This is a genomic window from Amycolatopsis sp. Poz14 (genome assembly GCF_006704225.1).
In the GTDB taxonomy this organism is placed as follows: Bacteria; Actinomycetota; Actinomycetes; order Mycobacteriales; family Pseudonocardiaceae; genus Amycolatopsis; species Amycolatopsis nivea.
In genome coordinates this window covers 57,139-82,447 of sequence record NZ_JACLHD010000001.1, presented here as the reverse complement: position 1 = coordinate 82,447, position 25,309 = coordinate 57,139, and the positions used below count along the sequence as shown (strand labels likewise).

22 protein-coding genes are annotated in these 25,309 nt (G+C 68.0%); 14 read left to right on the top strand and 8 right to left on the bottom strand.

Translation table 11 applies throughout. The features are described 5' to 3' along the window. The first annotated feature begins 7 nt into the window (after positions 1–7). From nuoL to nuoN, 3 genes are read left to right on the top strand one after another with little or no spacing between them, the layout of a single operon-like run. Positions 8–1,915: an NADH-quinone oxidoreductase subunit L gene (gene nuoL, locus FKO37_RS00445; RefSeq protein ID WP_134663695.1), complete on the top strand. Its 1,908-nt coding sequence runs from the start codon at positions 8–10 to the stop codon at positions 1,913–1,915. A gap of 1 nt (position 1,916) precedes the next feature. Beyond that, entirely contained in the window at positions 1,917–3,467 is a 1,551-nt protein-coding gene (locus FKO37_RS00440; RefSeq protein ID WP_238603449.1) for an NADH-quinone oxidoreductase subunit M, read from the top strand. A gap of 12 nt (positions 3,468–3,479) precedes the next feature. Next, complete coding sequence (gene nuoN / locus FKO37_RS00435; RefSeq protein WP_199818108.1) at positions 3,480–5,045, top strand: NADH-quinone oxidoreductase subunit NuoN; 1,566 nt, start codon at positions 3,480–3,482, stop codon at positions 5,043–5,045. A gap of 600 nt (positions 5,046–5,645) precedes the next feature. Here nuoN and FKO37_RS00430 read toward each other — a convergent pair. Then, positions 5,646–6,296 (bottom strand): hypothetical protein, encoded by a 651-nt coding sequence (locus tag FKO37_RS00430; RefSeq protein ID WP_037816361.1) that lies wholly within the window; start codon positions 6,294–6,296, stop codon positions 5,646–5,648. A gap of 260 nt (positions 6,297–6,556) precedes the next feature. On the opposite strand from FKO37_RS00430, the gene FKO37_RS00425 reads away from it, so the two are divergent. Together FKO37_RS00425 and FKO37_RS00420 are read left to right on the top strand one after the other, a co-directional pair. Next, positions 6,557–7,594 carry a polyprenyl synthetase family protein gene (locus tag FKO37_RS00425; protein WP_308196510.1) on the top strand — a complete coding sequence of 346 codons (1,038 nt, stop codon included), beginning with the start codon at positions 6,557–6,559 and terminating at the stop codon, positions 7,592–7,594. Positions 7,595–7,606: 12 nt separating this feature from the next. Continuing rightward, on the top strand, positions 7,607–9,037 hold the full coding sequence (locus FKO37_RS00420) for a hypothetical protein (protein WP_238603448.1): 1,431 nt from the start codon (positions 7,607–7,609) through the stop codon (positions 9,035–9,037). A 63-nt stretch (positions 9,038–9,100) separates the two neighbouring features. Here the strand turns inward: FKO37_RS00420 and FKO37_RS00415 are convergent, their stop codons facing one another. The 4 genes from FKO37_RS00415 to FKO37_RS00400 form a co-directional block, all read right to left on the bottom strand. Continuing rightward, positions 9,101–10,165 (bottom strand): 2-oxoacid:ferredoxin oxidoreductase subunit beta, encoded by a 1,065-nt coding sequence (locus FKO37_RS00415; protein ID WP_037816355.1) that lies wholly within the window; start codon positions 10,163–10,165, stop codon positions 9,101–9,103. Beyond that, a complete protein-coding gene (locus FKO37_RS00410) occupies positions 10,162–12,090 on the bottom strand; it encodes a 2-oxoacid:acceptor oxidoreductase subunit alpha (RefSeq protein WP_037816353.1) in 1,929 nt (642 codons plus the stop codon). Before FKO37_RS00410 ends, FKO37_RS00415 begins: the two co-directional genes overlap by 4 nt. Before the next feature lie 286 nt (positions 12,091–12,376). Continuing rightward, positions 12,377–13,138, bottom strand: a complete 762-nt coding sequence (locus tag FKO37_RS00405) for an enoyl-CoA hydratase (RefSeq protein ID WP_043827733.1) — start codon at positions 13,136–13,138, stop codon at positions 12,377–12,379. A gap of 51 nt (positions 13,139–13,189) precedes the next feature. Beyond that, a complete protein-coding gene (locus FKO37_RS00400; RefSeq protein WP_037712217.1) occupies positions 13,190–13,633 on the bottom strand; it encodes an Lrp/AsnC family transcriptional regulator in 444 nt (147 codons plus the stop codon). Between the two features lie 74 nt (positions 13,634–13,707). On the opposite strand from FKO37_RS00400, the gene ddaH reads away from it, so the two are divergent. Next, positions 13,708–14,553 (top strand): dimethylargininase, encoded by an 846-nt coding sequence (gene ddaH, locus FKO37_RS00395; RefSeq protein WP_107051121.1) that lies wholly within the window; start codon positions 13,708–13,710, stop codon positions 14,551–14,553. A 23-nt stretch (positions 14,554–14,576) separates the two neighbouring features. Here the strand turns inward: ddaH and FKO37_RS00390 are convergent, their stop codons facing one another. Beyond that, positions 14,577–15,437: an alpha/beta fold hydrolase gene (locus tag FKO37_RS00390; RefSeq protein ID WP_238603447.1), complete on the bottom strand. Its 861-nt coding sequence runs from the start codon at positions 15,435–15,437 to the stop codon at positions 14,577–14,579. Between the two features lie 96 nt (positions 15,438–15,533). Between FKO37_RS00390 and FKO37_RS00385 the strand changes: the two genes are divergently transcribed. From FKO37_RS00385 to FKO37_RS00370, 4 genes are all read left to right on the top strand, one after another. Further along, positions 15,534–15,995, top strand: a complete 462-nt coding sequence (locus tag FKO37_RS00385; protein ID WP_238603446.1) for a CGNR zinc finger domain-containing protein — start codon at positions 15,534–15,536, stop codon at positions 15,993–15,995. 177 nt (positions 15,996–16,172) lie between these two features. Beyond that, positions 16,173–16,805, top strand: a complete 633-nt coding sequence (locus FKO37_RS00380) for a polysaccharide deacetylase family protein (protein WP_037816349.1) — start codon at positions 16,173–16,175, stop codon at positions 16,803–16,805. Between the two features lie 149 nt (positions 16,806–16,954). Further along, positions 16,955–17,641 carry a glycoside hydrolase family 75 protein gene (locus FKO37_RS00375; protein ID WP_238603445.1) on the top strand — a complete coding sequence of 229 codons (687 nt, stop codon included), beginning with the start codon at positions 16,955–16,957 and terminating at the stop codon, positions 17,639–17,641. Positions 17,642–17,782: 141 nt separating this feature from the next. Continuing rightward, the gene (locus tag FKO37_RS00370; protein WP_238603444.1) at positions 17,783–18,706 is read left to right on the top strand and encodes a glycosyltransferase family 2 protein; all 924 of its coding nucleotides are present in this window, start codon (positions 17,783–17,785) and stop codon (positions 18,704–18,706) included. Between the two features lie 59 nt (positions 18,707–18,765). Here the strand turns inward: FKO37_RS00370 and FKO37_RS00365 are convergent, their stop codons facing one another. Both FKO37_RS00365 and FKO37_RS00360 read right to left on the bottom strand, forming a co-directional pair. Continuing rightward, entirely contained in the window at positions 18,766–20,085 is a 1,320-nt protein-coding gene (locus tag FKO37_RS00365) for a UDP-glucose/GDP-mannose dehydrogenase family protein (RefSeq protein WP_238603443.1), read from the bottom strand. Between the two features lie 3 nt (positions 20,086–20,088). After that, entirely contained in the window at positions 20,089–21,267 is a 1,179-nt protein-coding gene (locus tag FKO37_RS00360; RefSeq protein ID WP_238603442.1) for a glycosyltransferase, read from the bottom strand. 324 nt (positions 21,268–21,591) lie between these two features. On the opposite strand from FKO37_RS00360, the gene FKO37_RS00355 reads away from it, so the two are divergent. The 4 genes from FKO37_RS00355 to FKO37_RS00340 are packed head-to-tail and all read left to right on the top strand — an operon-like array spanning position 21,592 to position 25,306. Further along, positions 21,592–22,842 (top strand): class I SAM-dependent methyltransferase, encoded by a 1,251-nt coding sequence (locus FKO37_RS00355; protein WP_238603441.1) that lies wholly within the window; start codon positions 21,592–21,594, stop codon positions 22,840–22,842. Further along, a complete protein-coding gene (locus tag FKO37_RS00350) occupies positions 22,839–23,627 on the top strand; it encodes a glucose-1-phosphate cytidylyltransferase (protein WP_238603440.1) in 789 nt (262 codons plus the stop codon). The genes FKO37_RS00355 and FKO37_RS00350 overlap by 4 nt, the downstream gene beginning before the upstream one ends. Beyond that, the gene (locus FKO37_RS00345) at positions 23,624–24,274 is read left to right on the top strand and encodes a PIG-L deacetylase family protein (RefSeq protein WP_238603439.1); all 651 of its coding nucleotides are present in this window, start codon (positions 23,624–23,626) and stop codon (positions 24,272–24,274) included. The genes FKO37_RS00350 and FKO37_RS00345 overlap by 4 nt, the downstream gene beginning before the upstream one ends. 3 nt (positions 24,275–24,277) lie before the next feature. Then, positions 24,278–25,306, top strand: coding sequence for an NAD(P)-dependent oxidoreductase (locus tag FKO37_RS00340; protein WP_238603438.1), 1,029 nt, complete (start codon positions 24,278–24,280; stop codon positions 25,304–25,306). Positions 25,307–25,309 lie beyond the last annotated feature (3 nt).

Genomic DNA, 25,309 nt, shown 5'->3' with positions numbered 1-25,309 from the left:
CGACCGAGTGACCGCATCATCGTGGCTGCTGGTGGCCCTTCCCGCCCTCGGCGCCCTCGTCCTGCTCCTATCCGGCAAACGCGCGAAAGCGTGGGGGCACCTGCTCGGCTGTGCCACCGTCACGCTCGCCTTCGTGTACGCCGTGATCCTGTTCTTCTCCACCGACAGCGGCTCGGTCACCGACACCAAGGTCTACTCCTGGATCCCGGTGACCCAGCTGCAAGTGGACTTCGGGCTGCGCATCGACGCGCTGTCGCTGACGTTCGTGCTGCTGATCACCGGCGTCGGCATGCTGATCCACTTCTATTCGATCGGCTACATGGCCGACGACGAGGGCCGGTACCGCTTCTTCGCGTACCTGAACCTGTTCGTCGCCTCGATGCTGATCCTGGTGCTGGGCAACAGCTTCGTGACGCTGTACCTCGGCTGGGAGGGCGTGGGTCTCGCCTCGTACCTGCTGATCGGCTGGTATCAGAACCGCCCGTCCGCGGCGACCGCGGCGAAGAAGGCGTTCCTGATGAACCGCGTCGGCGACGTCGGGCTCGCGCTGGCGATCTTCCTGATGTTCAAGTACGTCGGGTCGACCGGCTACGCGCAGGTCTTCGAGGGCGTCGCACAGGGCAAGATCCCGCCGGGTGCGATCACCGCCATCGCGATCCTGCTGCTGCTGGGCGCCTGCGGTAAGTCGGGCCAGTTCCCGCTGCAGGCCTGGCTGCCGGACGCGATGGAGGGCCCGACCCCGGTGTCGGCGCTCATCCACGCGGCGACGATGGTCACCGCGGGCGTGTACCTGGTGGCCCGCTCCAACGTCATCTTCACCGCGACGCCGGACGGACGGCTGGTCGTCACCCTGGTCGGTGCGGTCACGCTGCTGCTCGGGTGCGTCGTCGGCTGTGCCTACGACGACATCAAGAAGGTGCTCGCGTACTCGACGGTCAGCCAGATCGGCTACATGATGCTGGCGGTCGGCCTCGGGCCGGGCATTTACGCGCTCGGCATCATGCACCTGGTGGCGCACGGCTTCTTCAAGGCCGGGCTGTTCCTCGGGGCCGGTTCGGTCATGCACGGCATGAACGACGAGGTCGACATGCGCAAGTTCGGCGGCCTCGCCAAGCGGATGCCGATCACCTTCGTCACTTTCGGCCTCGGCTATCTGGCGATCATCGGCTTCCCGTTCCTCACCGGGTACTACACGAAGGACGCGATCATCGAGGCGGCGTTCGGCCAGGAAGGCTGGCGCGGCTGGGCTTTCGGCCTCGCGACGGTGATCGGCGCCGGGCTCACCGCGTTCTACATGACGCGGCTGATGATGATGACCTTCTTCGGCAAGGAACGCTGGAAGGACATCAAGTCCTCGGACGGACGCGACTTCCACCCGCACGAGTCCAAGCCGGTCATGTGGATCCCGATGGCGATCCTGGCGGTCGGTTCGGTCGGTGCGGGCGCGTTCTTCGCGATCGGCGACCGGTTCGTCGACTGGCTGGCCCCGGTGGTCGGCAAGTTCGAGGAGGCCGAGCACACCCCGATCCCGTCGTGGACGGTCCCGGCGGCGACGCTGGTGCTGGCCGCGCTCGGCGTGCTGCTGGCGGTCTGGCTGTTCCGCCCGTCGCGCGACGTTCCGCTCGAGAAGCCCGAGCGGGTGTCCTGGCCGGTCCGCGCGGCGCGCAAGGACCTGTACGGCAACGCGCTCAACGAAACCCTGGTCGCCCGTCCGGGCACCTGGCTGGCGCGGGCGCTGGTGTACGTGGACAACCGCGGCGTCGACGGTGCGGTGAACGGCCTCGCCGCGGCACTCGGCGGCGGGTCCGGGCGGCTGCGCCGGACGCAGACCGGATTCGTGCGCTCGTACGCACTGTCCATGCTCGGCGGCACGTTCCTGCTTCTCGCGGCCCTTCTGCTGGTGAGGTTCTCCTGACATGACTTGGCTTCTGGCGCTCATCCTGCTGCCGCTGGCCGGCTCGCTGGTGCTGGCGTTCCTCAAGGGGAACGACCGGGCCGCGGTCGCCACGGCGCTCGCCGTGTCCATTGTGGAGTTCCTGCTGATCATCCCGTTCTGGGCGAGCTACTCGCCCTCGGGCGAGCGCATCCAGCAGGCCACCACGATGGACTGGATCCCGAACTTCGGCATCCACATCTCGTTCGGCACCGACGGCATCTCGCTCATCATGATCGCGGTGATCGCGCTCCTGGTGCCGATCGTCGTCGGCGCGCTCGGGCTCACCGACAAACTGCCCGCGGGCCGCAGCGCGGGCGGGTTCCTGTCGCTGATCCTGCTGCAGGAGGCGATCACGATCGGCGTCTTCGCGGCGACCGACGTGTTCCTCTTCTACGTGCTGTTCGAGATCATGCTGATCCCGATGTACTTCCTGATCGGCGGCTACGGCGGCGCGAACCGGCAGTACGCGGCGGTGAAGTTCTTCCTGTACTCGTTCCTCGGCGGCCTGATCATGCTGGCCTCGGCGATCGGGGCGTACTCGCTGGCCTCGGACAAGCTCGGCAAGGGCACGTTCGACTGGGCCACGCTGGTGACGGTGGTGCGCGACGCGCCGACCGGCACGCAGATCTGGCTGTTCCTCGGCTTCTTCCTCGCGTTCGCGATCAAGGCCCCGCTGGTCCCGTTCCACACCTGGCTGCCGGACGCCGCCGGCCAGGCCCCGATCGGCGTCGCGGTGCTGCTCGTCGGCGTGCTGGACAAGGTCGGCACGTTCGGGTTCCTGCGGTACTGCCTGCCGATGTTCCCCGAGGGCAGCAAGGCGCTCGCGCCGCTGGTGCTGATCCTGTCGGTGATCGGCGTGCTGTACGGCTCGATCCTCGCGGCGGGACAGCGCGACATGAAGCGGTTCATCGCCTACGTGTCGATCGCCCACTTCGGGTTCATCGCGCTAGGCATCTTCACCTTCAACGAGCAGGCGATGGTCGGCTCGGTGTCGTACATGCTGAACCACAGCCTGTCGACCGGGATGCTGATCGTGGTCATTGGCCTGATCGTGATGCGCGGCGGGTCGAGCCGGATCTCGGACTACGGCGGCATGGCGAAGGTGACCCCGCTGCTCGGCGGAATGCTGTTGCTGGCCGGTCTTTCCGCGCTGTCGCTGCCGGGAACCAACTCGTTCGTCAGCGAGTTCCTCGTGCTGCTGGGGTCCTTTGTGGACCAGCCGGTGTACACGATCCTCGCGACCGTGGGCATGGTGCTCGCCGCGGCGTACGTGCTGTGGCTGTACCAGCGGATCATGCAAGGCCCGGTCCGCGGCGACGCTCTCGTGGGCGTCGGCGGGGGACCGGGCACCGCGATCGCGCCGGAACTCGGCGCTCGCAAAGCCATTACCGACCTGGGCAAACGCGAGATCGCGATCCTCGCGCCCCTGGTCATCCTGATCATCGGACTGGGCTTCTATCCCAAGCCGATGCTCGACACGATCACCCCGTCGGTGCAGGCGACGCTGTCTGCCGTGCAGGGAGGCAAGTAAACCGTGCTCGACATGTTCCTGGCGCAAGCGCCGGCAGCGCCGCTGGAAGTGCCTTCGGTCGATTACGCGGCCGTGCTGCCGATGCTGATCGTCTTCGGCGTCGCGTGCATCGGCGTGCTGGTGGAAGCGTTCGCGCCGAAGGCCACGCGGTGGGGGATCCAGGTGACGATCTCCCTCGTCGCGATCCTCGCCGCGGGGGTTTCGCTGATCCTGTACGCGACCGGTTCTTCCTCCTCGAAGGCCGGTACGACGACGTTCTCCGGCTCGATCTCGGTGGACCGGCCGTCGCTGTTCCTGTGGGGCACGCTGCTGCTGCTCGGCCTCGGCGCGGTCTTCCTGATCGCGGACCGGAAGGTCGAGGCGGGCGGCGCGTTCGTGGCTCAGGCGGCGATCCGGCCCGGTACGGTCCAGGACCGCGCGCAGTCGGCTACGACGTCGCAGACCGAGGTCTTTCCGCTGACGCTCTTCGCGCTCGGCGGGATGATGACGTTCTGCGCGGCCAATGATCTGCTGACGATGTTCATCGCGTTGGAAGTGCTTTCGCTGCCGCTGTACCTGATGTGCGGGCTCGCCCGGCGACGTCGGTTGATCTCGCAGGAAGCGGCGGTCAAGTACTTCCTGCTGGGGGCGTTCTCGTCGGCGTTCTTCCTTTACGGGCTGGCGTTGCTGTACGGGTACGCGGACTCGGTGAAGCTGGCTGACATCGCGCACGCGGCTGCTGGGTCGGATCGGTCGGACACGTTGTTGTTCGCTGGTCTTGGCTTGCTTGTGGTGGGCCTGTTGTTCAAGGGTTCTGTCGGGCCGTTCCACACGTGGACGCCGGACGTCTACCAGGGTGCGCCTACGCCGGTTACCGGGTTTATGGCTGCTTGCACGAAGGTTGCTGCGTTTGGTGCCATCCTGCGCGTGCTCAGTGTCGGGTTTTCCTCGACTAGCTGGGAATGGCGCGGAGTTATGTGGGCGGTAGCCATTATTTCGATGGCGCTCGGGGCGATTCTCGGGCTGACGCAGACGGATGTTAAGCGGATGATCGCTTACTCGTCGGTGGCGCATGCTGGGTTCTTGCTTGTCGGTGCTATTGCGATGACTGAGGACGGGTTGTCCAGCACGTTGTTCTATCTGCTGGCGTATGGGTTTACTACGTTGGCTGCGTTTGGGGTTGTTTCGCTGGTTCGGGATTCCAGTGGGGAGGCTACGCATCTCTCCGCTTGGGCTGGGTTGGCTAAGCGGTCGCCGTTGTTGGCTGGGGTGTTTACGTTCCTCTTGCTGGCGTTGGCTGGGATTCCGTTGACTAGTGGGTTTGTCGGGAAGTTCGTGGTGTTCTCGGCGGCGTTGTCGGATGGGATGGCGCCGTTGGTGGTTGTCGCGCTGGTGTTTAGTGCGGTGGCTGCGTTCTTCTATTTGCGGGTTATTGTTTTGATGTATTTCTCCGAGCCTGCTGCTGATGGGCCTACGGTGACTGTGCCGGGTGGGTTTACTACTGCGGCTATTGCGTTGGGTGTTGTGGTTACGTTGGTGCTTGGGGTTCTTCCGGCCTTTGCGTTGGACTGGGCTGGGGCTGGAGGGTTTGCTTCTTAGGGCTGGGTTGGGCGGCTCGTCGCCTGGCGGCGACATTGCGCCCGGCGGTGAGGCTTGGCACCCCGATTTTTGATTGTCACTACGGCGCGGGGGTGCTTGTCAAGGCGGGAAAGATGCCTTGACAAGCACCCCCGCGCCGTGTTTTTGGCGTCGTATCGGGGGTGGGGGAGGTGTGGGTGCCTTGCTTTGGGTGCATCTGCTGCGGTTTGTGGTGCGGCGGCTTGCGTCCCGGTGTGGGGTTGGGTGCGTTGGCTGCGGTTTGGGGTGGGGTGGCTTGCGTCCCGATGTGGCGTTGGCTGAGGTTTGGGGTGGGGCGGCTTGCGTCCCAAGGCGGGGCTGGGTGCGTTGGCTGCGGTTTGTGGTGGCGCGCGCGGGGGTTCGCACGCGGAGCGTGCGTGGGTGCGGCGGCGGAGCCTCTTTCGCTCGCTGCACCGTGGTGGGGTTAGCGCCCCAATGTGGCATTGGGTGCGTGGGATGCACCGAATGCCACATTGGGTGCATCGCGGTGCGGGCGGTGCGGTGCGGTGCGGGGGTCCGGGTTGTGGGGCGTGAGGGGAACCCTGGGGGAATCTGGTTCCGTGAGGGTTCCCCTCATTCGCTTCAGGGAGTGGGAGCGCAGGCGGTGTGGCCGACGGTGACCGATCCCGAGGCGCCCGAGGCGGGGGCGAAGTCGATGCGCAGCATGGTCAGGGTCATGCTTCCGTCGCCGGGCAGCGTTTGGATGTTGAAGACTGCGTTCGCCAGCAGCGTGCCGTCCGATTTCGTCAGCGGCTTCGTGTAGTTCGCGGGGAGTGGCGAGGGCAGGCCGCTGATTCCGGTCAGGCCGCTCAGGGTCCAGTTCGCGTTCGTGCCGCTTTGGGTTGCCTTGCAGGTCACCGTGTACGACGAGATGCGGATTCGTTTGCCGCCGGAGCTCACCAGGGCGGACAGTTCGAAGTTGTTTCCGGTCGCCGTCGACGTGGTGGTGGTGACGTCGTTCGCCGGGTCGGTGACCTCCGTTGTGCAGGAGGACGTGCCGCCGCCGAAGCGGACGCCTGGTTGCGACACCGCTGCTGCGGAGGCGCTTGTCGGGCCTTCTACAGCGCACGGGGCTTGCGTCGGGATGGAGATGGTGGTTCCGGACTTCGTGAAGTTCGCGTTGCCGATGTCGGCGATTCCGGCCGGGCTGTCCGCGACGGCGGTGCCGGCGGTGGCGAGCAAGCCGGCGGTGGCCAGGGCTGCTCCGGCCAGTGCGGTGCGCTTGATGATCATGTCGGGTCTCCTCGGCTGTGTTGCTCCCTCTCCCGACTATCCGCAGGTCCGAATCGCCCGTTGCGTCCTCGGGCGGCGATCACCCGTCCGGGATCGCGGATCAACCCGTTCGTGGCGTGGCGGGCATCAGGGGCGGCAGTGTCGCGTTCGTCACCGTTTCCGCAGGACAGCGGGTAAAGGCAGGCCGCGGGGCAACCACTACCCTGAAGGGGGTAACCGACTGGCGAAGAGCGCCATGAGAGAGCGGAGCCGACGTGTCTGTGTCTTCACCACCTCCGGGGGCGGCCCGGGATGGCGCTGTAGAGGACCTGCGCGCGACCGTCGGGCTGCAGATCCAGGACGAGCCGTTGCTGCGGGCCATCGCGGGCGGGCTGGCGGACGTCGAGACGATGCTGCGGGAAGTCGTGAAGAGTGACGTGCCCGCTGTGCACGACGCGGCGTTGCACCTGGTCGAGGCGGGGGGCAAACGTTTTCGTCCGCTGTTCACGCTGCTGTCGGCGCAGTTCGGGCCGAAGCAGGGCGAGCAGGTGCTGATCGCTGCTGCCGCGGTCGAGTTGGTGCACCTCGCGACGTTGTATCACGACGACGTCATGGACGAGGCGACCATGCGGCGCGGCGCGGAGAGCGTCAACTCGCGCTGGGACAACACGGTCGCGATCCTCACCGGTGACTACCTCTTCGCGCACGCCTCCCGGCTCGTCGCCGACCTCGGCACGGACGCCGCGCGGATCATCGCCGAGACGTTCGGCGAGCTGGTCAGCGGGCAGATGCGGGAGACGGTCGGTCCCGGCCCTGGCGACGATCCGGTCGAGCATTACCTCACCGTCATCGCGCAGAAGACCGGTTCGCTGATCGCGACGTCCGGGCGCTTCGGCGGCATGATGTCCGGTGCGGCCGAGGAGCACATCCAGGCGCTGCGCCGCTTCGGCGACATCATCGGCGCGGCCTTCCAGATCTCCGACGACGTCATCGACATCGCGTCGCCCTCGGTCGAGCTGGGCAAGGCGCAGGGCACTGACCTGCGGGAAGGCGTTCGCACGCTGCCGATGCTGTACGCGCTGGCCGATCCGGGCACCGACCCGCGGCTCGTCGAGCTGCTCGCCGGCCCCATCACCGACGACGACCTGGTGGCCGAGGCGCTCGAGCTGCTGCGCCGTTCCAGTGGCCTCGAACGCGCGCGTGAAACCCTTTCCGACTACGCTTCCCGAGCACGTGCCGAGCTCGCCTCGCTGCCCGCTTCCCCTGCGCGCGACGCTTGCGAGTCGGTCGCCGACTACCTGGTCGCGCGAACGTTCTAAAAGGGGCGAGAAATGTCCATTTTCGGGCAGGTGTGGCTCTGGAGCCTGCTGGCCTTCATTGTCGGCGCGGTCATCGCCTGGCTGGTGCTGGCGCGTCCGGCGCGCAAACGGGTGCGCGAACTGGAAACGGAACTGGCGAGCGCACACGCCGACACGGCCCGCGCCGCGGCCAGTACGCCCGCGCGCACCGCCGTGCCGCCGCCCGCGGAGGACTGGACCAGAGACCGCCGCGAGCACGCTCCGACGGAAGTCATCCAGGCGACGAGCGCCTTCGAGCCGGAAGCCGAGTACGACGCGGAATACCGCACGGCGCCGGAACCGGCCGCTGCTTCTGCCGCGGACACCGCGGAAGCGCCGGAGGACGATGTCGACGAGGCGTTCGCGCAGGCTGAGGCTCGCGAACACCAAGCGGCGAACGGGCTTTTCGACAGCGCGCCGGCCGAGAGCGCTCCGGAGGACTCCGGTTCGGCCTACCGCGCCGCCGCCACCGAGTACCTGCAGCCGGTCGACACCGGTTCGCACCGCATCGCGGAACCGGCCGAGGACCACGACAGCGGCTACCACCGCGTCGCAGAACCCGCCGACGAGCACGACAGCGGCTACCACCGCGTCGCGGAGTCGGCGGACGAGCACGACAGCGGTTACCACCGGATGCCGGAACCGGCCGACGTTCCCGCGGCGGATCACTCCGAGAGTCCCGCCGAAGAGGAGCCGAGCCGTCACCTCGCCGAACCGGCGGACGGTCTGTCCTCTTTGGAGCGACGGCTCGACCCGACTCCGTTGGACAGCACGGCTTCGGAGTCCGAGCCGGTCTCGCTGTTCCGTCCGGGTCCGGGCCGCGCGCCCGAACCGGAACCGGACTGGTTCAACCAGCCGGAAGCGGCGCAGCGGTCGCCGTTCGAGGAACCCGCCGAACCGGTGGAGTCAGCCGTCGGCCACCTCGAAGAGGATTCGTCGACCGATCACCTGATCCCGAGCGTCGAGCCTGTCGCCGCCGAGTCCACAGAGGACACTCCGGAAGGCAGCCAGGGTTTGCCGAAGCGACAGCGTCGCGAATCCCCGCGTGGCGGGTTCGACCCGCCGCGGCCGATCCAGCCGTCGATGCGCCCGGTGGAGCGCCGCGAACCGGATCTCGCCGGTGGGCACAGCGGTTCGCTGTTCGAGCCGTCCGTGCAACCGAATCAGGCCGCGATGGCCGCTCCGGAGCCGCCGCCCGCACGGCAGACCGCGGACGACGCGGTGCCGCCGGGACCGTTCGGACCCGGTTCGGCGATGCCGCGTCCGGGCGGCGGTCGTCCGGCGGAGGGTTTCACGGTGAAGGCGAGCGTGACGGCGTTGCGGTATTGCGGGGAGGATTCGCCGCAGTTCCCGAAGATGGTGGCTGAGGTGTGGTTCCGCAGCGCCGCCGATGCTGAGCGGGTCGGTTTCCGTCCGCTGCACTGAGTCCAGATAAGACAGAGGCCGCCATTCCCGAGATCGGGAGTGGCGGCCTCTGTCTTATGTGGACTATGCGACGGTCCAGGTGTCCTTGCCTCGCAACAAGCCCTGCAGGTCCGGCTTGCGCGCCTCGCGCGCCTGCTCGACCTGGGCCCGGGCGGCGTCGTCGTACGTGGGGCGTTCGACCTGGCGCAGGATGCCCGTCGGGACGTGGTTCAGGTTCTGGTCGCCGAGGCGGGAAAGCGCGAAGGCGTACGACGTGTCCGCGATCGACGGGTCGTGCACCACCAGGTTTTCCTCGCCGATCTCGGCGACCTTGCCGACGTCCAGGCCGCCCCAGTCGCCGCGGCGGACGCCGAATTCGGCTTCCGGGCCGAAGCGGATCGGTTCGCCCGCGCGCAGCGGGATCAGCCGGGACGCGGCTTCGTCCTTGTCCTTCAGGACATCGAACGCGCCGTCGTTGAAGATCGGGCAGTTCTGGTAGATCTCCACCAGCGCCGAACCGCGGTGTTTCGCCGCCGCTTCAAGGACTTCGGTGAGGCCCTTGCGGTCGGAGTCCATCGCGCGGCCCACGAACGACGCTTCCGCGCCGATCGCCAGCGACAGCGGGTTGAACGGCGTGTCCAGCGAACCCATCGGCGTCGACTTGGTGACCATGCCCTGGCCGGACGTCGGCGAGTACTGGCCCTTGGTCAGCCCGTAGATCCGGTTGTTGAACAGCAGGATCTTGATGTTCACGTTGCGCCGCAACGCGTGGATCAGGTGGTTGCCGCCGATGGACAGCGCGTCGCCGTCGCCGGTGACGACCCACACCGACAGGTCGGGGCGCGTGGTGGCGAGCCCGGTCGCGATCGACGGCGCGCGGCCGTGGATCGAGTGCATGCCGTAGGTGTTGAGGTAGTACGGGAACCGCGACGAGCAGCCGATGCCGGAGATGAAGACGATGTTCTCGCGCTTCAGCCCGAGCGTCGGCAGGAACGACTGCACGGCGTTGAGCACCACGTAGTCGCCGCACCCGGGGCACCAGCGCACTTCCTGGTCGGACTTGTAGTCCTTGGCCTTCTGCGGTTCGTCGGTGGTCGGCACCAGGTCGATGCCGCCCAGCTGCGGCAGCCCGAGATCGATGGCGGTCACTTGACGCCCTCCGGAACGAGGTTGGCGATGATGTCGGCGAACACGTTCTGCAGTTCCTCGGCCTTGAACGGCAGGCCGGCGACCTTGGTGTAGGAGTGCACGTCCACCAGGTACTTCGCCCGCAGCAGCAGCGCGAGCTGGCCGAGGTTCATCTCCGGGACGACGACCCGGTCGTAGCGGGCCAGCACCTCGCCGAGGTTGTGCGGCAACGGGTTGAGGTGCCGCAGGTGCGCCTGCGCGATCGGCATCCCGAGCTTGCGCACCCGGCGGCAGGCCGCGCCGATCGGGCCGTAGGACGAACCCCAGCCCAGCGCCAGCACGCGCGCCTCGCCGGACGGGTCGTCGACCTCGAGGTCCGGCACGTCGATGCCGTCGACCTTCGCCTGGCGCAGCCGCACCATCTTGTCGTGGTTGTCCGGGTCGTAGGAGATGTGCCCGGTGCCGTCGGCCTTCTCCAGCCCGCCGATGCGGTGCTGCAGCCCGGGAGTGCCCGGGATCGCCCACGCCCGCGCGAGCGTCTCCGGATCGCGCACGTACGGCCAGAACTCGCCGGATCCGTTGTCGGAGTTGGGTTCCGACGCGAATTCCACGCGCAGGTCCGGCAGGTCCTCGACATTCGGGACCAGCCACGGTTCGGACCCGTTGGCGATCGCGCCGTCGGACAGCAGCAGCACCGGCGTGCGGTACTTCAGCGCGATCCGGGTGGCCTCGATCGCCGCGTCGAAACAGTCGGCGGGCGAGAGCGGCGCGACGATCGGCACCGGCGATTCGCCGTTGCGGCCGAACATCGCCTGCAGCAGGTCGGCCTGCTCGGTCTTGGTCGGCAGGCCGGTGGACGGCCCGCCGCGCTGCACGTCGATGATCACCAGCGGCAGTTCGGTCATCACGCCGAGGCCGATGGTCTCCGACTTCAGCGCGACGCCGGGGCCGGACGTGGACGTGATGCCCAGCGCCCCGCCGTAGGACGCGCCGAGCGCGGCCCCGATGCCCGCGATCTCGTCCTCGGCCTGGAAGGTGATGATGCCGTAGTTCTTGTGCTTGGACAGCTCGTGCAGCACGTCCGAGGCCGGGGTGATCGGGTACGTGCCGAGCAGGATCTGCAGCCCGGACTGCTGTCCGGCCGCCACGATCCCGTACGCCAGCGCGGTGTTCCCGGTGATCTGCCGGTAGGTGCCCTTGTCCAGCTTCGCGGGCGCGACCTCGAAGGTGGTCGCGAACGACTCGGTGGTCTCGCCGTAGTTCCAGCCCGCCCGGAAGGCGAGGATGTTCGCCTCGGCGATGTCCGGCTTCTTCGCGAACTTCTCGCGCAGGAACCGCTCGGTGCCCTCGGTCGGCCGGTGGTACATCCACGACAGCAGGCCGAGCGCGAACATGTTCTTGCAGCGTTCGGCGTCCTTCTTGCCGAGGCCGGTGTCGGCGAGCGCGCCCTGGGTCAGCGTCGACATGGCGACCCGGTGCACCTGGAACGGCGACAGCGAATCGTCGTCGAGCGGGTCGGTCTCGTAGCCGACCTTCACCAGGTTCCGCTTGGAGAACTCGTCGGTGTTGAGGATGATCGTCCCGCCGTGCGGGACGTCGCGCACGTTCGCCTTGAGCGCGGCGGGGTTCATCGCGACGAGCACGTCCGGCCGGTCGCCCGGCGTGAGGATGTCGTAGTCGGCGAAATGCACCTGGAAGGACGAGACGCCGGGGATGGTGCCCTGCGGCGCCCGGATCTCGGCGGGGAAGTTGGGCATGGTCGACAGGTCGTTCCCGAAGGCAGCCGCCTCCGAGGTGAACCGGTCGCCGGTCAGCTGCATCCCGTCGCCCGAGTCGCCGGCAAACCGGATGACCACCCGGTCCAGCTTGTTCACCTCGGTGGTCCGGGACGCGGCCAGCGCGCCGTGCCCGTTCCCGGCCGCGCTGCCGTTCGCACTGGTGCTCATGGGTCAGGGAATCCCTCTCTCCCGGCGTGCTGCGGGCCAGGGTCGGCTCCCCGGGGAGCCCGCCGAGGCCTGCTTCCGAGGTTACTCGCCACACCTGTGGCCGCGGTCGCAGAGCGGTCAAGTGTGGGGTCGCCAGGCCGAGTGCCCACCGGGGTGTCTTCGATCGTAGGGCGAATCGGCCCGGCGTCCGGAGTGACGCGCGTCTCTCGCCGCCGGTACGGCACTGACCAGCAGTTTGCTCCAGGTTGAGGGTTCTCGGAATGTGGGAATTTGTGCGCGGCGGTGCTCAGCGGCCGCTGATGCGTGCTTTCATCGCCGCCAATCGCTCCGCGAATGCCGGTGCGGCCAGCGATTCCAGCTGCGGAGCGAGTTCGGCGTCGACCGCGGCGGCGTGTTCGGTGAGGCCGCTCGTCTGCCGCATAGTCCGCTTGGTGGACAGCACCACCTCGCGCGGAGCGGCGACCGCCGGGGCGGCGAGGTCGCGGGCGGCCTGGACCAATGCGTCGTGGTCGCCGTCCACCAAGCGCAGGGCGAACCCCACCCTTACCGCGGATTCCGCGGTAAGGGTTTCGCCGAACAACGCCATCGCGGACGCCTGCTGCGGACCGAGGATTCGTTGCGACATCCAGGTCATGCCGCCGCCGGGGTGCAAGCCGAGTTCGAGAAACCGCGGGATGAACTTGGCGTGCGGACCCACGAGCCGGACGTCGGCGGCCAGCGCGAGGTTCAGACCAGCGCCGACAGCGGCCCCGCCGACCGCGGCGATCGTCGGCAGGCTGCATCCCGCGACAGCGAGGAAGCCCGCGTACACCGAGCGCAATCCTTCGGCGTCGGCCTTGCCCAGTGCGGTGAGGTCCGCGCCCGCGCAGAACGCCGGCGGGGCGCCCGTGACGATCACGGCGTGCACGCTCTCGTCGGCCTCGGCACGCGCGACCGCGGCGGCCAGTTCGGCGGAGAGGTCGAGGGTGAGCGCGTTGCGGCTTTTCGGGGCGTCGACGGTGAGCAGCGCGATGCCCTGGTCGTGCTCGCTGTGAATGCGGTCGGTCATGGCGCTCAGCATCGCAGGCTGAGGCGCGCCGCCGCCGGTTAGAACCGTCACTCAGGACGGCGTCGGCGGCCGCTCCAGCAGCCGGGACAGCACGACTGTCGACACTGTCCGGTCGATGATTTCGAGCCCGCGCAGCCGTTCCAATGCGGTCTCGAGGTGGTGGATGTCGGCGGCGCGCAGGTGGACGATCGCGTCCGCCGCGCCGGACACCGTGTACGCGGCGACGACCTCGGTCAACGGTTCGAGCCGGGCCCGGATCCGGCCGGGCGTGACGTTGCCCTGGCAGTGCACCTCGACGAACGCCTCGGTGCCCCAGCCGAGCGCCTCCGGGTCGACGACCGCGGTGAAGCCGCGCAGCACGCCCGTTTCCAGCAGCCGGTCCACGCGTCGTTTCACCGCCGGGGCGGACAGCCCGACCACCTTGCCGATCTCCGCGTAGCTGGAGCGGGCGTTGGCCACCAGGCAGGAAACGATTCGCTGGTCGATGGTGTTCACACGCAATGTTTAGCACGCAGGTGCGCAGTGAACAGCGATTGATTGCGAGATTAGGTCGACCTTAGCCTTGTTGCATGCAGGGAGAGGTTGTGCCGCCGCGGGTGCCCACGCCCCGCCGTTACCTGATGTGCCCGCCGCGTTATTTCGCCGTCGACTACGCGATCAACCCCTGGATGGACCCCTCGAAGCCGGTCAGCGCGGACGTCGCCGTCGCGCAGTGGACCGAGCTGCGCGACACCTACCGCCGCCTCGGCCACACGGTCGAGGAAATCGACCCGCAACCTGGCCTTCCGGACATGGTGTTCGCGGCCAACTCGGGCACCGTCGTGGACGGGCGCGTGCTCGGCTCGCGGTTCCGCGCCCCGCAGCGCGCCGCCGAGGCGGAGCACTTCCGCCGCTGGTTCCTCGAACACGGCTACCGCGACCTGACCATGCCGGAGAAGATCAACGAGGCCGAGGGCGATTTCGCCTGGACCGGCCGGGTGCTGCTGGCCGGCACCGGCTTCCGCACCGACCCGGCCGCGCACGCCGAGGCGCAGGAGGTCCTCGGCGTCCCGGTCGTGTCGCTGCAGCTGATCGACCCGCGCTACTACCACCTCGACACCGCGCTGTTCGTGCTGGCCGAGGCGACGGACACGACGACCGCGCAGGTCGTCTACTACCCGGACGCGTTCTCGCCGGGCTCGCAGCGGGTGCTGCGCCGGATGTTCCCGGACGCAGTGCTTGCCACCGCAGCCGACGCCGAATGCTTCGGGCTGAACGGGGTGTCCGACGGGCGCAACGTCGTGTTGCCGGTCGAGGCGACCGACCTCGGCGCGCGGCTCGCTGAGCGGGGTTACGAGCCGGTGTATGTGGACATTTCGGAGCTGCGGAAGGCTGGCGGCGGGCCGAAGTGCTGCACGCTGGAGATCCGCAAGTAGGACGCCGGTTTCGCCGAGCCCGGTTACCTGAGGACCCGGCCGAGGAAGCCGTGCAGGTAGCCCGCGACGACGTCGAGATGGCTTTCCAGCAGGAAGTGGCCGCCGTCGATCAGATGCACTTCGGCGTCTCGCGCGTCGCGGGCGAAGGCTTCGGCGCCGGCCGGGCCGAAGATCTCGTCGTTGCGGCCCCACACGGCGAGCACCGGGACGTCGTGCGTGCGCAGGAATTCGTGCAGCAGCGGGTAAAGCGGGCGGTTGTTCTGGTAGTCGCGGAACAGCGCGAGCTGGATTTCGTCGTTGCCGGGGCGGGACACCCGGGCGTGGTCGTGTTCCCAGGTGTCCGGGCTGACCAGGCTCGGGTCGGGGACGCCGTGCAGGTACTGCCAGCGGATGGCGTCGTAGCTCAGCGCGGCGCGGACAGCCGGTTCGGTGTCCGGGCCGGGGTTCGCGCCGTAGGCCCAGAGGCCGGTCCAGAACGAGTCGACGAAGCCTTCCTCGTATCCGTTGCCGTTCTGCGTGACGATCGCGGAGATCCGGTCCGGGTGTTTGAGCGCGAGCCGCCAGGCGATCGGGGCGCCGTAGTCCTGGACGTAAACCGCGTAGCGGTCCAGGTCGAGCTGGTCGAGCAGGCCGGACGTGAGGTCGGCGAGTGCGTCGAAGGTGTAGTCGAACTCGTCGGCTGAGGGGGCGGCGGAGTGGCCGAAGCCGAGGTGGTCCGGCGCGATCACGCGGTAGCGGCCGGCCAGCAGCGGGATGAGATTCCGGAACATGAACGAGCTGGTCGGATACCCGTGCAGCAGGACGATCGCGGGCGCGTCGGCGGGACCGGCCTCGCGGTAGAAGAGCTCGTGGCCGTCGACGGTCGCCGTCCGGTGCTGGATCATGGATAACCCCTTTGAGGTTTTAATCTGGTTAGGTGCTCGCCATGGAAGCATGGCCGGGCTAACCTGTCAAAGGGTTCGATCTGGTTAGGGGCTGCGATGGACGTGCTCGACCTGCTCAACAGCAGGCCACTGGTCAACGGCGAGGAACAGGACGCGCTGGGGCAGCAGTGGGCGCGGGAGCACGGCGGAGACGGGAGCGCCGCGGAGCTGGAACTGCTGCGTCAGGCACGAGATCTACTGCGCGACGTCGTGCGCGGGGGCAGCTCGCCGACTGTGTTGCGTCCGCTTCTCGACGGGGTTCGGCAGGTTCCGGAGGTTTCCGCGGACGGGCTGCGGTGGTCAGTGGAAACGCCGCCGCATGCTCGGCTGGCCGTCGAAGCGGTTCTGGATTGGGCGGCGCTCGAAAAGGATCTTCCTGGGCGGCTGCGGGCCTGCGCGAATGACGAGTGCCAGCTGTTCCTGCTCGATCGCAGCCGCGCCAATCGCGCCCGCTGGTGCTCGATGGCGGCCTGCGGCAATCGGGAGAAGGCGCGGCGGCACTATCAACGCAATCATTGAATCTTCACCCAAACGTGTGAAGATGGGGGCTGTCTACAAGTGTGGACATATTCCGATTTTCCTGCGGGAGTGTTTAGTCTGGGCTGGAAATGCACTGTTGACCATGGGATCGGCGTCGGTAACTACTCCGTTTGCTAATCCGATTAATCGGGTACGGTACGACGGACGGGAGGCGCGATGATCACCTTTGCGGTGCACGGCATCGGGAAGCCCCAGCGGGCCCTCGATCCCGGTGAGGACGAGCGGTGGATCACCGTGCAGCAGTTCGACGCGCTGCTGGACGTCGTCTCGGGGACGGGTGCGCAGCTCACCTTCGACGACGGGAACTCGTCGGACGTCGAGATCGCCTTGCCGCGGCTGGTCGAGCGCGGGCTTTATGCCGAGTTCTTCCCGTTGGCCGGCCGGGTCGGCGAGCGCGGGTACGTCGACCGCGCCGGGCTGCGGCAGCTGGTGGACGCGGGGATGCACGTCGGATCGCACGGCTGGGACCGGCTGGACTGGCGGCGGTTCGACGGTTCGTTCGCGGTGCGCCGGGAACTGGACGACGCGCCGAGGTTGTTGGAGCAGCTGAGCGGTACGCCCGTGCGGCGGTTTTCGCTGCCGGAGGGCCGGTTCGACCGTCGGGTGCTGACGCATCTGCGCGATGCCGGAGCGACGCGCGTGTACGCGAATGTCGGCGGGGTGCGCGGGGCGGCACTGGTGCGGTCGCGGACGGAGATCCGCTCGGACCTGAGCCCGCGATGGGCCGAGGCAGTGAGCCGCCGTCCGCGCCGATTCACCGGCCGCTGGGCGTCGAGGCCCGGCCGGTAACCGGTCCTTCATTCGAGACGAGTCTTCACGGACTGCTCGCTTCGGCGGGAAAAAACACCCTCTTTTGGCGGGTTGTGACCGCATCCGTTCGGCGGCATCCTGAGCGCGCGCCGCCGTAAGGAAAGTTTCCTAATAAACAGGGAGCGTCGATGCGGAAACTCGTCCTGCTCGCGATTCTGGCGATAGCCGCCGCCGTCCTGCCCACCGCGCTCGCCTCCGCGGCGACCCCCGCTCCGGAAGCGGTCCAGGCGGGCCCGACCGCGGATCAGATCCTCGCCAAGGTGGCGTCCTGCAATCAGATCTCCAACGGCAAATACCAAACCGACGAAGACTCCGGCAGCGCGTCCGTCCCGGTCTGCGACGCGGGCAAAGCGGTCTTCTGGAAAGCCGACATGGACATCGACTGCGACGGCCAGCGCACCACCGAGTGCAACGAGAACACCGACTGCTGCTTCCTGCCCGACACCGCTTTCCCGCAATCCGACGGGAAACCGCTCAACGCCGCCAAGCTGCCGTACATCGTCGTCCCCAGTTCGAGCAGCATCTGGAACTACGAAAACTCCGGCCTCAACGGAGGCGGTTCCTGCGCGGTGATCTACAAAGGCAAGGTCGAATACGCGGTCATCGGGGACACCGGGCCGAACAAGATCATCGGCGAAGCGTCGTACGCGACGGCCAAGGACCTCGGCATCAACCCGGACCCGAAGAACGGCGGCGTCGACTCCGGCGTGACGTACGTGTGCTTCAAGGACTCGGCGGTGAACCCGATCGAGGACCACGCCGCGGCGACGAGCACGGGCGAAAAGCTGGCGTCGGAGTTCGTGGGCGGAAACTGAGTTTTTCAGAGAACTGAGGAGAATGCTCGGCGCGAGAGCTGCCGCGAACTCTGCCAAGCAGTGCTGATGGCGGCCTGATATACGTTGGTGCCCAACGAAGTTCGCCGTAACAAGGGCATGCTCCGGACCGACCTTTCGGATGTGAGCGAGCAGCAGTTCCGAGTGTCGGTCGTGGTCGTGACCTACAAAAGCGCCGAAGTGCTGCCCGGATGCCTCGCTTCGCTTCCCGCTGCGTGCCACGGCACAGAACTCGTCGAGGTGGTCGTGGCCGACACCATGTCCAGCGACGACACCCCGGAGATCGCGAGCCGCGGCTGGGACTTTCCCGTTCGGCTGGTGAGCACCGGGCACGGCGGCGGTCGCGCCGCGGCCCTCAACGTGGCGATCAAAGAAGTCCAGAACGTCGACGTGGACGCGGTCTTCGTCCTGAATCCGGACGCACGCCCCCGTGCGGGCTCACTGGCCGTGCTCGGAAAGGCGCTCGATTACCCGCGCAGAGGCATCGTCTATCCACGGCTGCTCAACGTGGACGGTTCGCTCCAGCCTTCGATCCGCCGCGATCCCACGGTGCGCCGCGCGCTGGCCGAAGCGATCGTGGGAAGCGCGTGCGCGGGCCGATGGGGAACGATGGGCGAGCTGATCACTGATCCAGTGCAATACGAGTACCCCCGTCCGGTCGCCTGGGGCACCGGAGCGGCGATGCTGATCAGCGCTGAGGCGTTGCACGATATCGGCCCGTGGGACGAATCGTTCCTGCTTTACGGCGAAGAGGCGGAGTTCTGCTTGCGGGCAAAGGATTTCGGCTGGCAGCCGTGGTACGAGCCGACCGCGGTGGTCGATCACCTCGGCGGCGAGTCCCGTGCCAACCCGGAGTTGCGGGCGCTGCTCACCGTCAACCGGGTCGAGCTTTTTCGCCGGCGCAGCGGGAGCCTGGCGTCGGCGGCCTACTTCGCCGCGGTGGCGTTCGGCGAGTTCTTCCGTTCGCTCGGCGGACGACGCACCGCGAGAGCCGCGCTCGGGGCGTTGATGCGCCCTTCGCGCCGGCTGACCGCGCTTCCGGACTGAACGGCGTTGGTCCGCACCCGGCGCACGGCCGGCGGTTCTCGCGGGCTCAGCGCCGGTATTCACCGCCTCCCGAGGCCGTACCACCGAAATCCGGCGCGGGCGAGCACGTCCGGGTCGATCAAATTGCGGGTGTCCACGACGACCGGACACCGCGTCAGCTCGGCCAGGCGCGGCCAATCGAGCGTACGGAACTGCGGCCATTCGGTGAGCACGACGAGCGCGTCGACGTCCTTGGCGGCCAGCTCCGGATCCTCGACCACGTTGATCGACGCCAGTGCCGGATGCGTGGTGCCGGCCGGCACCGCCGGGTCGTACGCGACGAGATCGGCACCGTCCTGGCGGAGCATCGCGGCGACCGCGATCGCGGGCGAATCACGCAGGTCGTCAGTGTTGGCCTTGAACGTGAGGCCGAGGAGGCCGACGCGCGCATGCGAGAGCGTGCCGGAACGCCGCCCGGTGACCGATTGCCGCACTTTGTCCACGATGCGCTGCCGCTGCCGTTCGTTCGTGTCGATTGCCGCGCGCAGCAGGCGGAACTCAAAGTCGGCGGAGTCCGCGATCTGCAACATCGCCCTGGTGTCCTTCGGCAGGCACGAGCCGCCCCAACCCGGGCCGGGCCTGAGGAACGACTGGCCGATCCGGCGGTCGTAGCCCATGCCCTCGGTGACGTCGCCGATGTCCGCACCCAGTCGCTCGCACAGTTCGGCCATCGCATTGACATACGACAACTTCATGGCGAGGAAACAGTTCGCCGAATACTTCACCAGCTCTGCGCTTGCCGCGTCGGTGAGGACCGTCGGCGCGCCGAGCCGCGAATACAGGGCGGCGACGCGTTCCGCCGCGTCCTGCGACCGGCTGCCGACGACGATCCGGTCCGGCTTCAGGAAGTCCTCGACCGCCGACCCCTCGCGCAAGAACTCGGGGTTGCTGACCACGGCGACGTCGTCGCGGCCCAGCAGCTCCTGCGTGCGGTCTGCGGTCCCGACGGGCACAGTCGACTTGTTGACCACGACCGAATCCGGTGCCAGTACTTCGGTGATCTCGCGCAGCACCGCTTCCACCGAGCCCAGGTCCGCGACGCCGCCCACGCCCATCGGGGTCGGCACGCACAGGAACACGATTTCGGCGGCGGTACCCGATTCCGGCGCGACGGCGGCTCGGGCGCCGAGGACGAAGCTCAACCTGCCTGCGGCGAGTCCCTCGGCCACCAGTTCGGCAAGCCGGGGCTCCAGGATGTCGACTTCGCCGCGGGACAACCGCGCGATCTTGTCCTGGTCGACATCGGCGCAGACCACGCGGTGGCCGAGAGAGGCGAGGCAGACGCCTGTGGTCAGGCCGACATAGCCGGTGCCGACTACAGCGATGCTCCGGACGAACATGGGTCAGATCCCCTCGGTGGCGTTGTCGCGGCGCAGCAGCCGGTCGTAGACGGAGACGTAGGTTCGTGCCTGCGGGGCCCAGTCGAGTTCGCGTTCGGCGCGCAACCTGCCCCGCTTGCCCAGCTCCTCCCGGCGATCCGGGTCGTCGAGCAGGGAGACGAGCTGTTCTGTGAAACCGGCCGCGTCGCCGGGTTCGACGTACACCGCGCAGTCGCCGGCGGAGATAGCGTTCTCGGCGAGCCGGTAGGCGACCACCGGCAGTCCGTAGGCCAGATACTCCATCGTTTTGTTCATCGTGGAGACGTCGTTGAGCGGGTTCAGCGGATCCGGCGAGAGCCCGGCCGAGGCGGTCGAAAAGTACTCGGAGATCTGAGCGGGCCCGACCCGTCCCGGCAGATCGACGTAGTCGTCGAGACCGAGTTCGGAGCACTGGCGGCGCAGGTCCTCGAGACAGTCGCCGAAGCCGAGGACGGCGAACTGCACGTCGTCGCGGCCGTGTTCGAACACCGTCCGCCGGGCGATGTCCAGCACCACGTCGACGCCGTCCTGCGGGCCCATGATGCCCAGCCACACGGCGAGGTGCCGGCGGCCGCGGCGAAGCTCCGGCACTGGCCTGCCGGCCCGCATTACCGAGGTGTCCGGCCCGGACCGCACGATGCTCGTGTTCTCTTCCGGCACGCCGCCGCGGTCGGCCGCGATCCGCTGATAGGAGGCGTTGGTGGAAATGACGTGGTCGGCGGTGCGGAAGGTCATCCGCTCCAACCAGTACAGACCGGCGAGCTGCGCGCGGGCGGCGCGGCCGGACGGTTCGCCGAAGCGCGACCGGAAGACCTCCGGATTGAGGTCGTGGTGGTCGAACACGAACCGGACGCCCCGGCGCCGCCACAACCGCGCGAGTGCCCAATAGGTGTCCGGCGGATTGCAAGCTTGGAGCGCGGAGAACGGCTTGCGCCGCCATGCTTTCCGGCTCAACCACGCGGTGCGCAGCCACGAGTAGCCGAACTCGAGCGCGTAGCCGAACACCCCGCCCGCCTCCGGGGCGGGCGCGTACTTGTACAGGTGCACGCCTTCGAAGACCTCGTAGCCTGGATCTCCGTCGCCCTTCGGGCAGATAACCGAAACCTCGTAGCCCGCCTCGGTGAGCGCACGGCATTCGAGCCAGACCCGTCGATCGAGGGGCACCGGGAGATTCTGGACTATGACGAGGATGTGCGGACGCGTCATGGCGGCCTCTCCTGCAGACGGTCGACGTTCATAGTTCGCTGCGCCGCTCGGCTCTGTTACGGTGCCGGCGAAAGTGACCGTGTTGCAATGATCGCTTGCGCTGCAATGGTTTCCGGCCGCGTCGCGGTGTGTCGAAAACGCACCGCACGGCGTGGCCGTGGCCATTTTTCGGGTGGCTAGGCATTCCGGACCGCTGTAACGCGGCACCCAGTGCGGAGCGAATACCGGGTCGTAAGCGGTACGCGACCCGCGGAGCCGCGGTCACCCCGGAGAGGGCGCCCCATGTTGACCTGCCGACTCTGTGGCTCCACGAGCTTGGCGGACGTGGCCGATCTCGGCGCGACTCCGCCGTGCGAGCGCTTCCTCACTGCTGAGCAACTCGCCGAGCCCGAGATCACCTACCCGCTGCACCTGCGCGTGTGCACCGAATGCTGGCTCGCCCAGCTGCCTCCGTTGATCACGCCGGAGGACACTTTCACCGAGTACGCCTATTTTTCCTCGTACTCCGCGTCGTGGGTCGAGCACGCGGAACGGTTCGTCGCCGACGCGGTCGAGCGGCTCGGGTTGGAAAAAGACGGATTTGTGGTGGAAGTCGCGAGCAACGACGGATATCTCCTTCAACATGTGGTCAAACGGTGGATCCGGTGTCTGGGAATCGAACCGTCGGCAAACGTCGGCCAGGCGGCACGAGACCGGGGCGTGCCCACGCTGACCACTTTTCTCGACGAGGCGACGGCCGCCGAGGTCCGGGAAAGCAACGGCCCGGCGAACCTGGTGGTGGCCAACAACGTCTACGCGCACATTCCGGATCTGATCGGGTTCACGCGTGCGCTGCGGGCCCTCGTCGCGGACGACGGCTGGGTTTCGATCGAGGTGCAGCACCTGTTGACGCTCATCGAGCTCACTCAGTACGACACGATCTACCACGAGCATTTCCAGTACTACACCGTCGCGTCGGCGCAGCGAGCTCTCGCGACCGGCGGGCTCACCCTGGTGGATGTCGAACTGCTGCCGACGCACGGCGGTTCGCTCCGGCTGTGGGCGCGACCGGACGAGGCGGCCGGCGAGCCGAGCGCGCGCGTGCTGGAGGTGCTGGCTCAGGAGAAAACCGCGGGACTGCACGAACTCGCGGGATACACGGAGTTCGGCAGGCAGGTGGCGACCGTGCGCCGGGAGTTGCTCGGGTTCCTGGTCGAAGCCGCCCGCGAAGGCGCGACCGTGGTCGGATACGGAGCGCCGGGCAAGGGCAACACACTGCTGAACCATTGCGGGATCCGGCCGGACTTGCTGGCCTATACCGTCGATCGGAATCCGTACAAGCACGGCCGGTTCACTCCCGGCACGCGCATCCCGGTCCTGGCCCCGGAACGGATGGCGGAGGATCGCCCCGACTACGTGCTGGTGCTGCCGTGGAATCTGCGCGAGGAACTCACCGAGCAACTGTCCTACGTCGGGGAGTGGGGCGGCAAGCTGGTGTTCCCCATTCCTCGGCTGGAAGTCGTCGACCCGGCGCGGAGCGAGGTGGCGAGATGAAGGTAGTCCTGTTCTGCGGCGGGTACGGCACGCGGATGCAGTCCGGTCCGGGCGACGCGCCCAAGCCGATGCAACTCGTCGGGCCGCGGCCGCTGCTGTGGCACGTGATGCGGTATTACGCGTACTTCGGGCACAAGGACTTCGTGCTGTGCCTCGGTTACGGCGCGCACCACATCAAGGATTTCTTCCTGCACTACGAGGAAAGCGCGTCGAACGACTTCGTGCTGCAGGGCGGACGGGTGGACCTGCTCTCCGCCGATATCTCCGACTGGCGGATCACGTTCGTGCAGACCGGGATCAACTCGCCGATCGGCGAACGTCTGCGCCGGGTGCGGCCGTATGTCGAAGCCGAGGAGATGTTCCTCGCGAACTACGCCGACGTGCTCACCGACGCGCCCCTGCCGGACCTCATCGACCGGTTCTCCGCGTCCGACGCGGGCGCTTCGATGATGATCGTCCCGCCGCCGGCGACATTCCACTGCGTGGAGGTATCGGAGGCGGGTTTCGTCTCGGGAATCACGCCGGTGAGCGAGATGCCGCTGTGGGCCAACGGCGGGTATTTCGCGCTGCGACAGGAAGTGTTCGACCACATCCCGGAGAACGGCGACCTGGTCGCCGACGGCTGCGCCGAACTCGCCAAGCGCGGCAGGCTGCTCGCGTATCCGCACCGCGGTTACTGGCGGCCCACGGACACGATCAAGGAGCGGGCGGCGTTGAACGAGGCGTATGCACGGGGAGAAAAGCCTTGGGCGCTTTGGGAAAACGACCGGGTACCGGTCGGATGATCGGCGCCAGGCTGCCCGGGCTGGCGAAGGTCGCCCTGCTCGCCGCGCACTGTGACGATCTCGCGATCGGTGCCGGTGGGACCCTGCTCACCCTGTGCGAAGCACGACCCGGGCTCGAGATCCAGGCGCTCGTGCTGTCGGGCGGCGGGACCGTGCGCGAGGAAGAGGAACGAGCCGCGCTGGCCGCGTTCTGCCCAGGCGCCCGGCTTTCGGTGACGGTACTGAAACTGCGCGACGGCCGGCTCCCCGCGCAGTGGGAAGAGGCCAAGGAAGCAGTGGAGGACCTGCGTTCGAAGATCGATCCGGACCTCGTCATCGGGCCGCAGCCGAGGGACGCGCACCAGGACCACCGGGGGCTGGCGAAGCTGATCCCGACGGCGTTCCGGGGCCAGCCGGCGCTCGGGTACGAGATCGTCAAATGGGATGGCGACCTCGGCCGTCCATCCGCTTACCAGCCGCTCACGCCAGAGATCGCGGAGCGGAAAGTGACGCTGTTGCAGGAGTATTACGCGTCGCAGCGGCACCGGCCCTGGTACGACCGGGAGGCGTTCCTGGGGCTGGCCCGGATCCGCGGCATCGAATGTCAGGCGCGGTACGCGGAGGCCTTCCATACCGGCAAACTCACCCTCGACCTCGCGGGAGGCTGATCGATGCGCGTCTTGCTCACCGGACACCAGGGGTACCTCGGCAGCGTGATGGCACCGGTGCTCGCCCAGTCCGGACACGAGGTGACCGGGCTCGATTCCGGCCTCTTCGCCGACTGCGTGCTGGGCCCGCAGCCGAATGATCCGCCCGCGCTCGCAGTGGACCTGCGCGACGTCACGGTCGATCAGCTCGCCGGTTTCGAGGCGGTGATCCACCTGGCCGCACTGTCGAACGATCCGCTCGGTTCGCTGGACCCGGACCTCACCTACGCCGTCAACCACCGCGCGTCGACGAGGCTGGCGATGCTCGCGAAGGAAGCCGGCGTGCGGCGCTTTCTCTACGCCTCGACGTGTTCGGTATACGGCGCGGGCGGCGACGACTTGGTAGACGAGGACGCACCGCTGCGTCCAGTCACGCCGTACGCCGAGTCCAAAGTGCGGGTGGAGGACGATCTCGTCAATCTCGCCGACAGCGACTTCACGCCGGTTTTCCTGCGCAATGCCACCGCATTCGGCTTTTCGCCGCGGTTGCGCGCCGACATCGTGCTGAACAACCTCGTCGGCCACGCGATTCTCACCGGGGTGGTCCGGGTGCTGTCCGACGGAACCCCATGGCGTCCCCTGGTGCACGCCGCGGACATCGCCAGCGCGTTCGCCGCGGCGCTCACCGCGCCGGCGGAAGCGGTGCGCGCGAGGGCGTTCAACGTCGGGACCGAGGAGAACAACCTGCGGGTGGCGGAGATCGCGGAGGCGGTGGCGACGGCGGTGCCCGGTTCCGAGCTGCTGATCACCGGGGAAGCCGGCAACGACCCGCGTTCCTACCGTGTGGACTTTTCCCGCGCTCGGGCCGCGTTGCCCGGCTTCGCGTGCGTATGGACAGTGCCCGCCGGCGCACGGGAACTGGCCGGCAAGTACCGCTCCTTCGGGCTGACCCAGGAGGCGTTCGACCGCCGGTTCACCCGGCTTGCCCGGCTGCGCGACCGCGGGGCGACCGGCAGCGTCGACGCCGGCCTTCGTCCGGTCGCGGTGGGCTGAGGC

What these genes read in the sequence shown, in the direction of transcription:
- FKO37_RS00365 (WP_238603443.1), bottom strand. Translation starts at nt 20,085, where the DNA reads ATGTTCGTCCGGAGCATCGCTGTAGTCGGCACCGGCTATGTCGGCCTG.
- FKO37_RS00355 (WP_238603441.1), top strand. Translation starts at nt 21,592, where the DNA reads ATGTTGACCTGCCGACTCTGTGGCTCCACGAGCTTGGCGGACGTGGCC.
- FKO37_RS00375 (WP_238603445.1), top strand. Translation starts at nt 16,955, where the DNA reads ATGCGGAAACTCGTCCTGCTCGCGATTCTGGCGATAGCCGCCGCCGTC.
- FKO37_RS00340 (WP_238603438.1), top strand. Translation starts at nt 24,278, where the DNA reads ATGCGCGTCTTGCTCACCGGACACCAGGGGTACCTCGGCAGCGTGATG.
- FKO37_RS00350 (WP_238603440.1), top strand. Translation starts at nt 22,839, where the DNA reads ATGAAGGTAGTCCTGTTCTGCGGCGGGTACGGCACGCGGATGCAGTCC.
- FKO37_RS00430 (WP_037816361.1), bottom strand. Translation starts at nt 6,296, where the DNA reads ATGATCATCAAGCGCACCGCACTGGCCGGAGCAGCCCTGGCCACCGCC.
- FKO37_RS00410 (WP_037816353.1), bottom strand. Translation starts at nt 12,090, where the DNA reads ATGAGCACCAGTGCGAACGGCAGCGCGGCCGGGAACGGGCACGGCGCG.
- FKO37_RS00440 (WP_238603449.1), top strand. Translation starts at nt 1,917, where the DNA reads ATGACTTGGCTTCTGGCGCTCATCCTGCTGCCGCTGGCCGGCTCGCTG.
- FKO37_RS00405 (WP_043827733.1), bottom strand. Translation starts at nt 13,138, where the DNA reads ATGACCGACCGCATTCACAGCGAGCACGACCAGGGCATCGCGCTGCTC.
- nuoN (WP_199818108.1), top strand. Translation starts at nt 3,480, where the DNA reads ATGTTCCTGGCGCAAGCGCCGGCAGCGCCGCTGGAAGTGCCTTCGGTC.
- FKO37_RS00390 (WP_238603447.1), bottom strand. Translation starts at nt 15,437, where the DNA reads ATGATCCAGCACCGGACGGCGACCGTCGACGGCCACGAGCTCTTCTAC.
- ddaH (WP_107051121.1), top strand. Translation starts at nt 13,708, where the DNA reads ATGCAGGGAGAGGTTGTGCCGCCGCGGGTGCCCACGCCCCGCCGTTAC.
- FKO37_RS00345 (WP_238603439.1), top strand. Translation starts at nt 23,624, where the DNA reads ATGATCGGCGCCAGGCTGCCCGGGCTGGCGAAGGTCGCCCTGCTCGCC.
- FKO37_RS00380 (WP_037816349.1), top strand. Translation starts at nt 16,173, where the DNA reads ATGATCACCTTTGCGGTGCACGGCATCGGGAAGCCCCAGCGGGCCCTC.
- FKO37_RS00420 (WP_238603448.1), top strand. Translation starts at nt 7,607, where the DNA reads ATGTCCATTTTCGGGCAGGTGTGGCTCTGGAGCCTGCTGGCCTTCATT.
- FKO37_RS00385 (WP_238603446.1), top strand. Translation starts at nt 15,534, where the DNA reads ATGGACGTGCTCGACCTGCTCAACAGCAGGCCACTGGTCAACGGCGAG.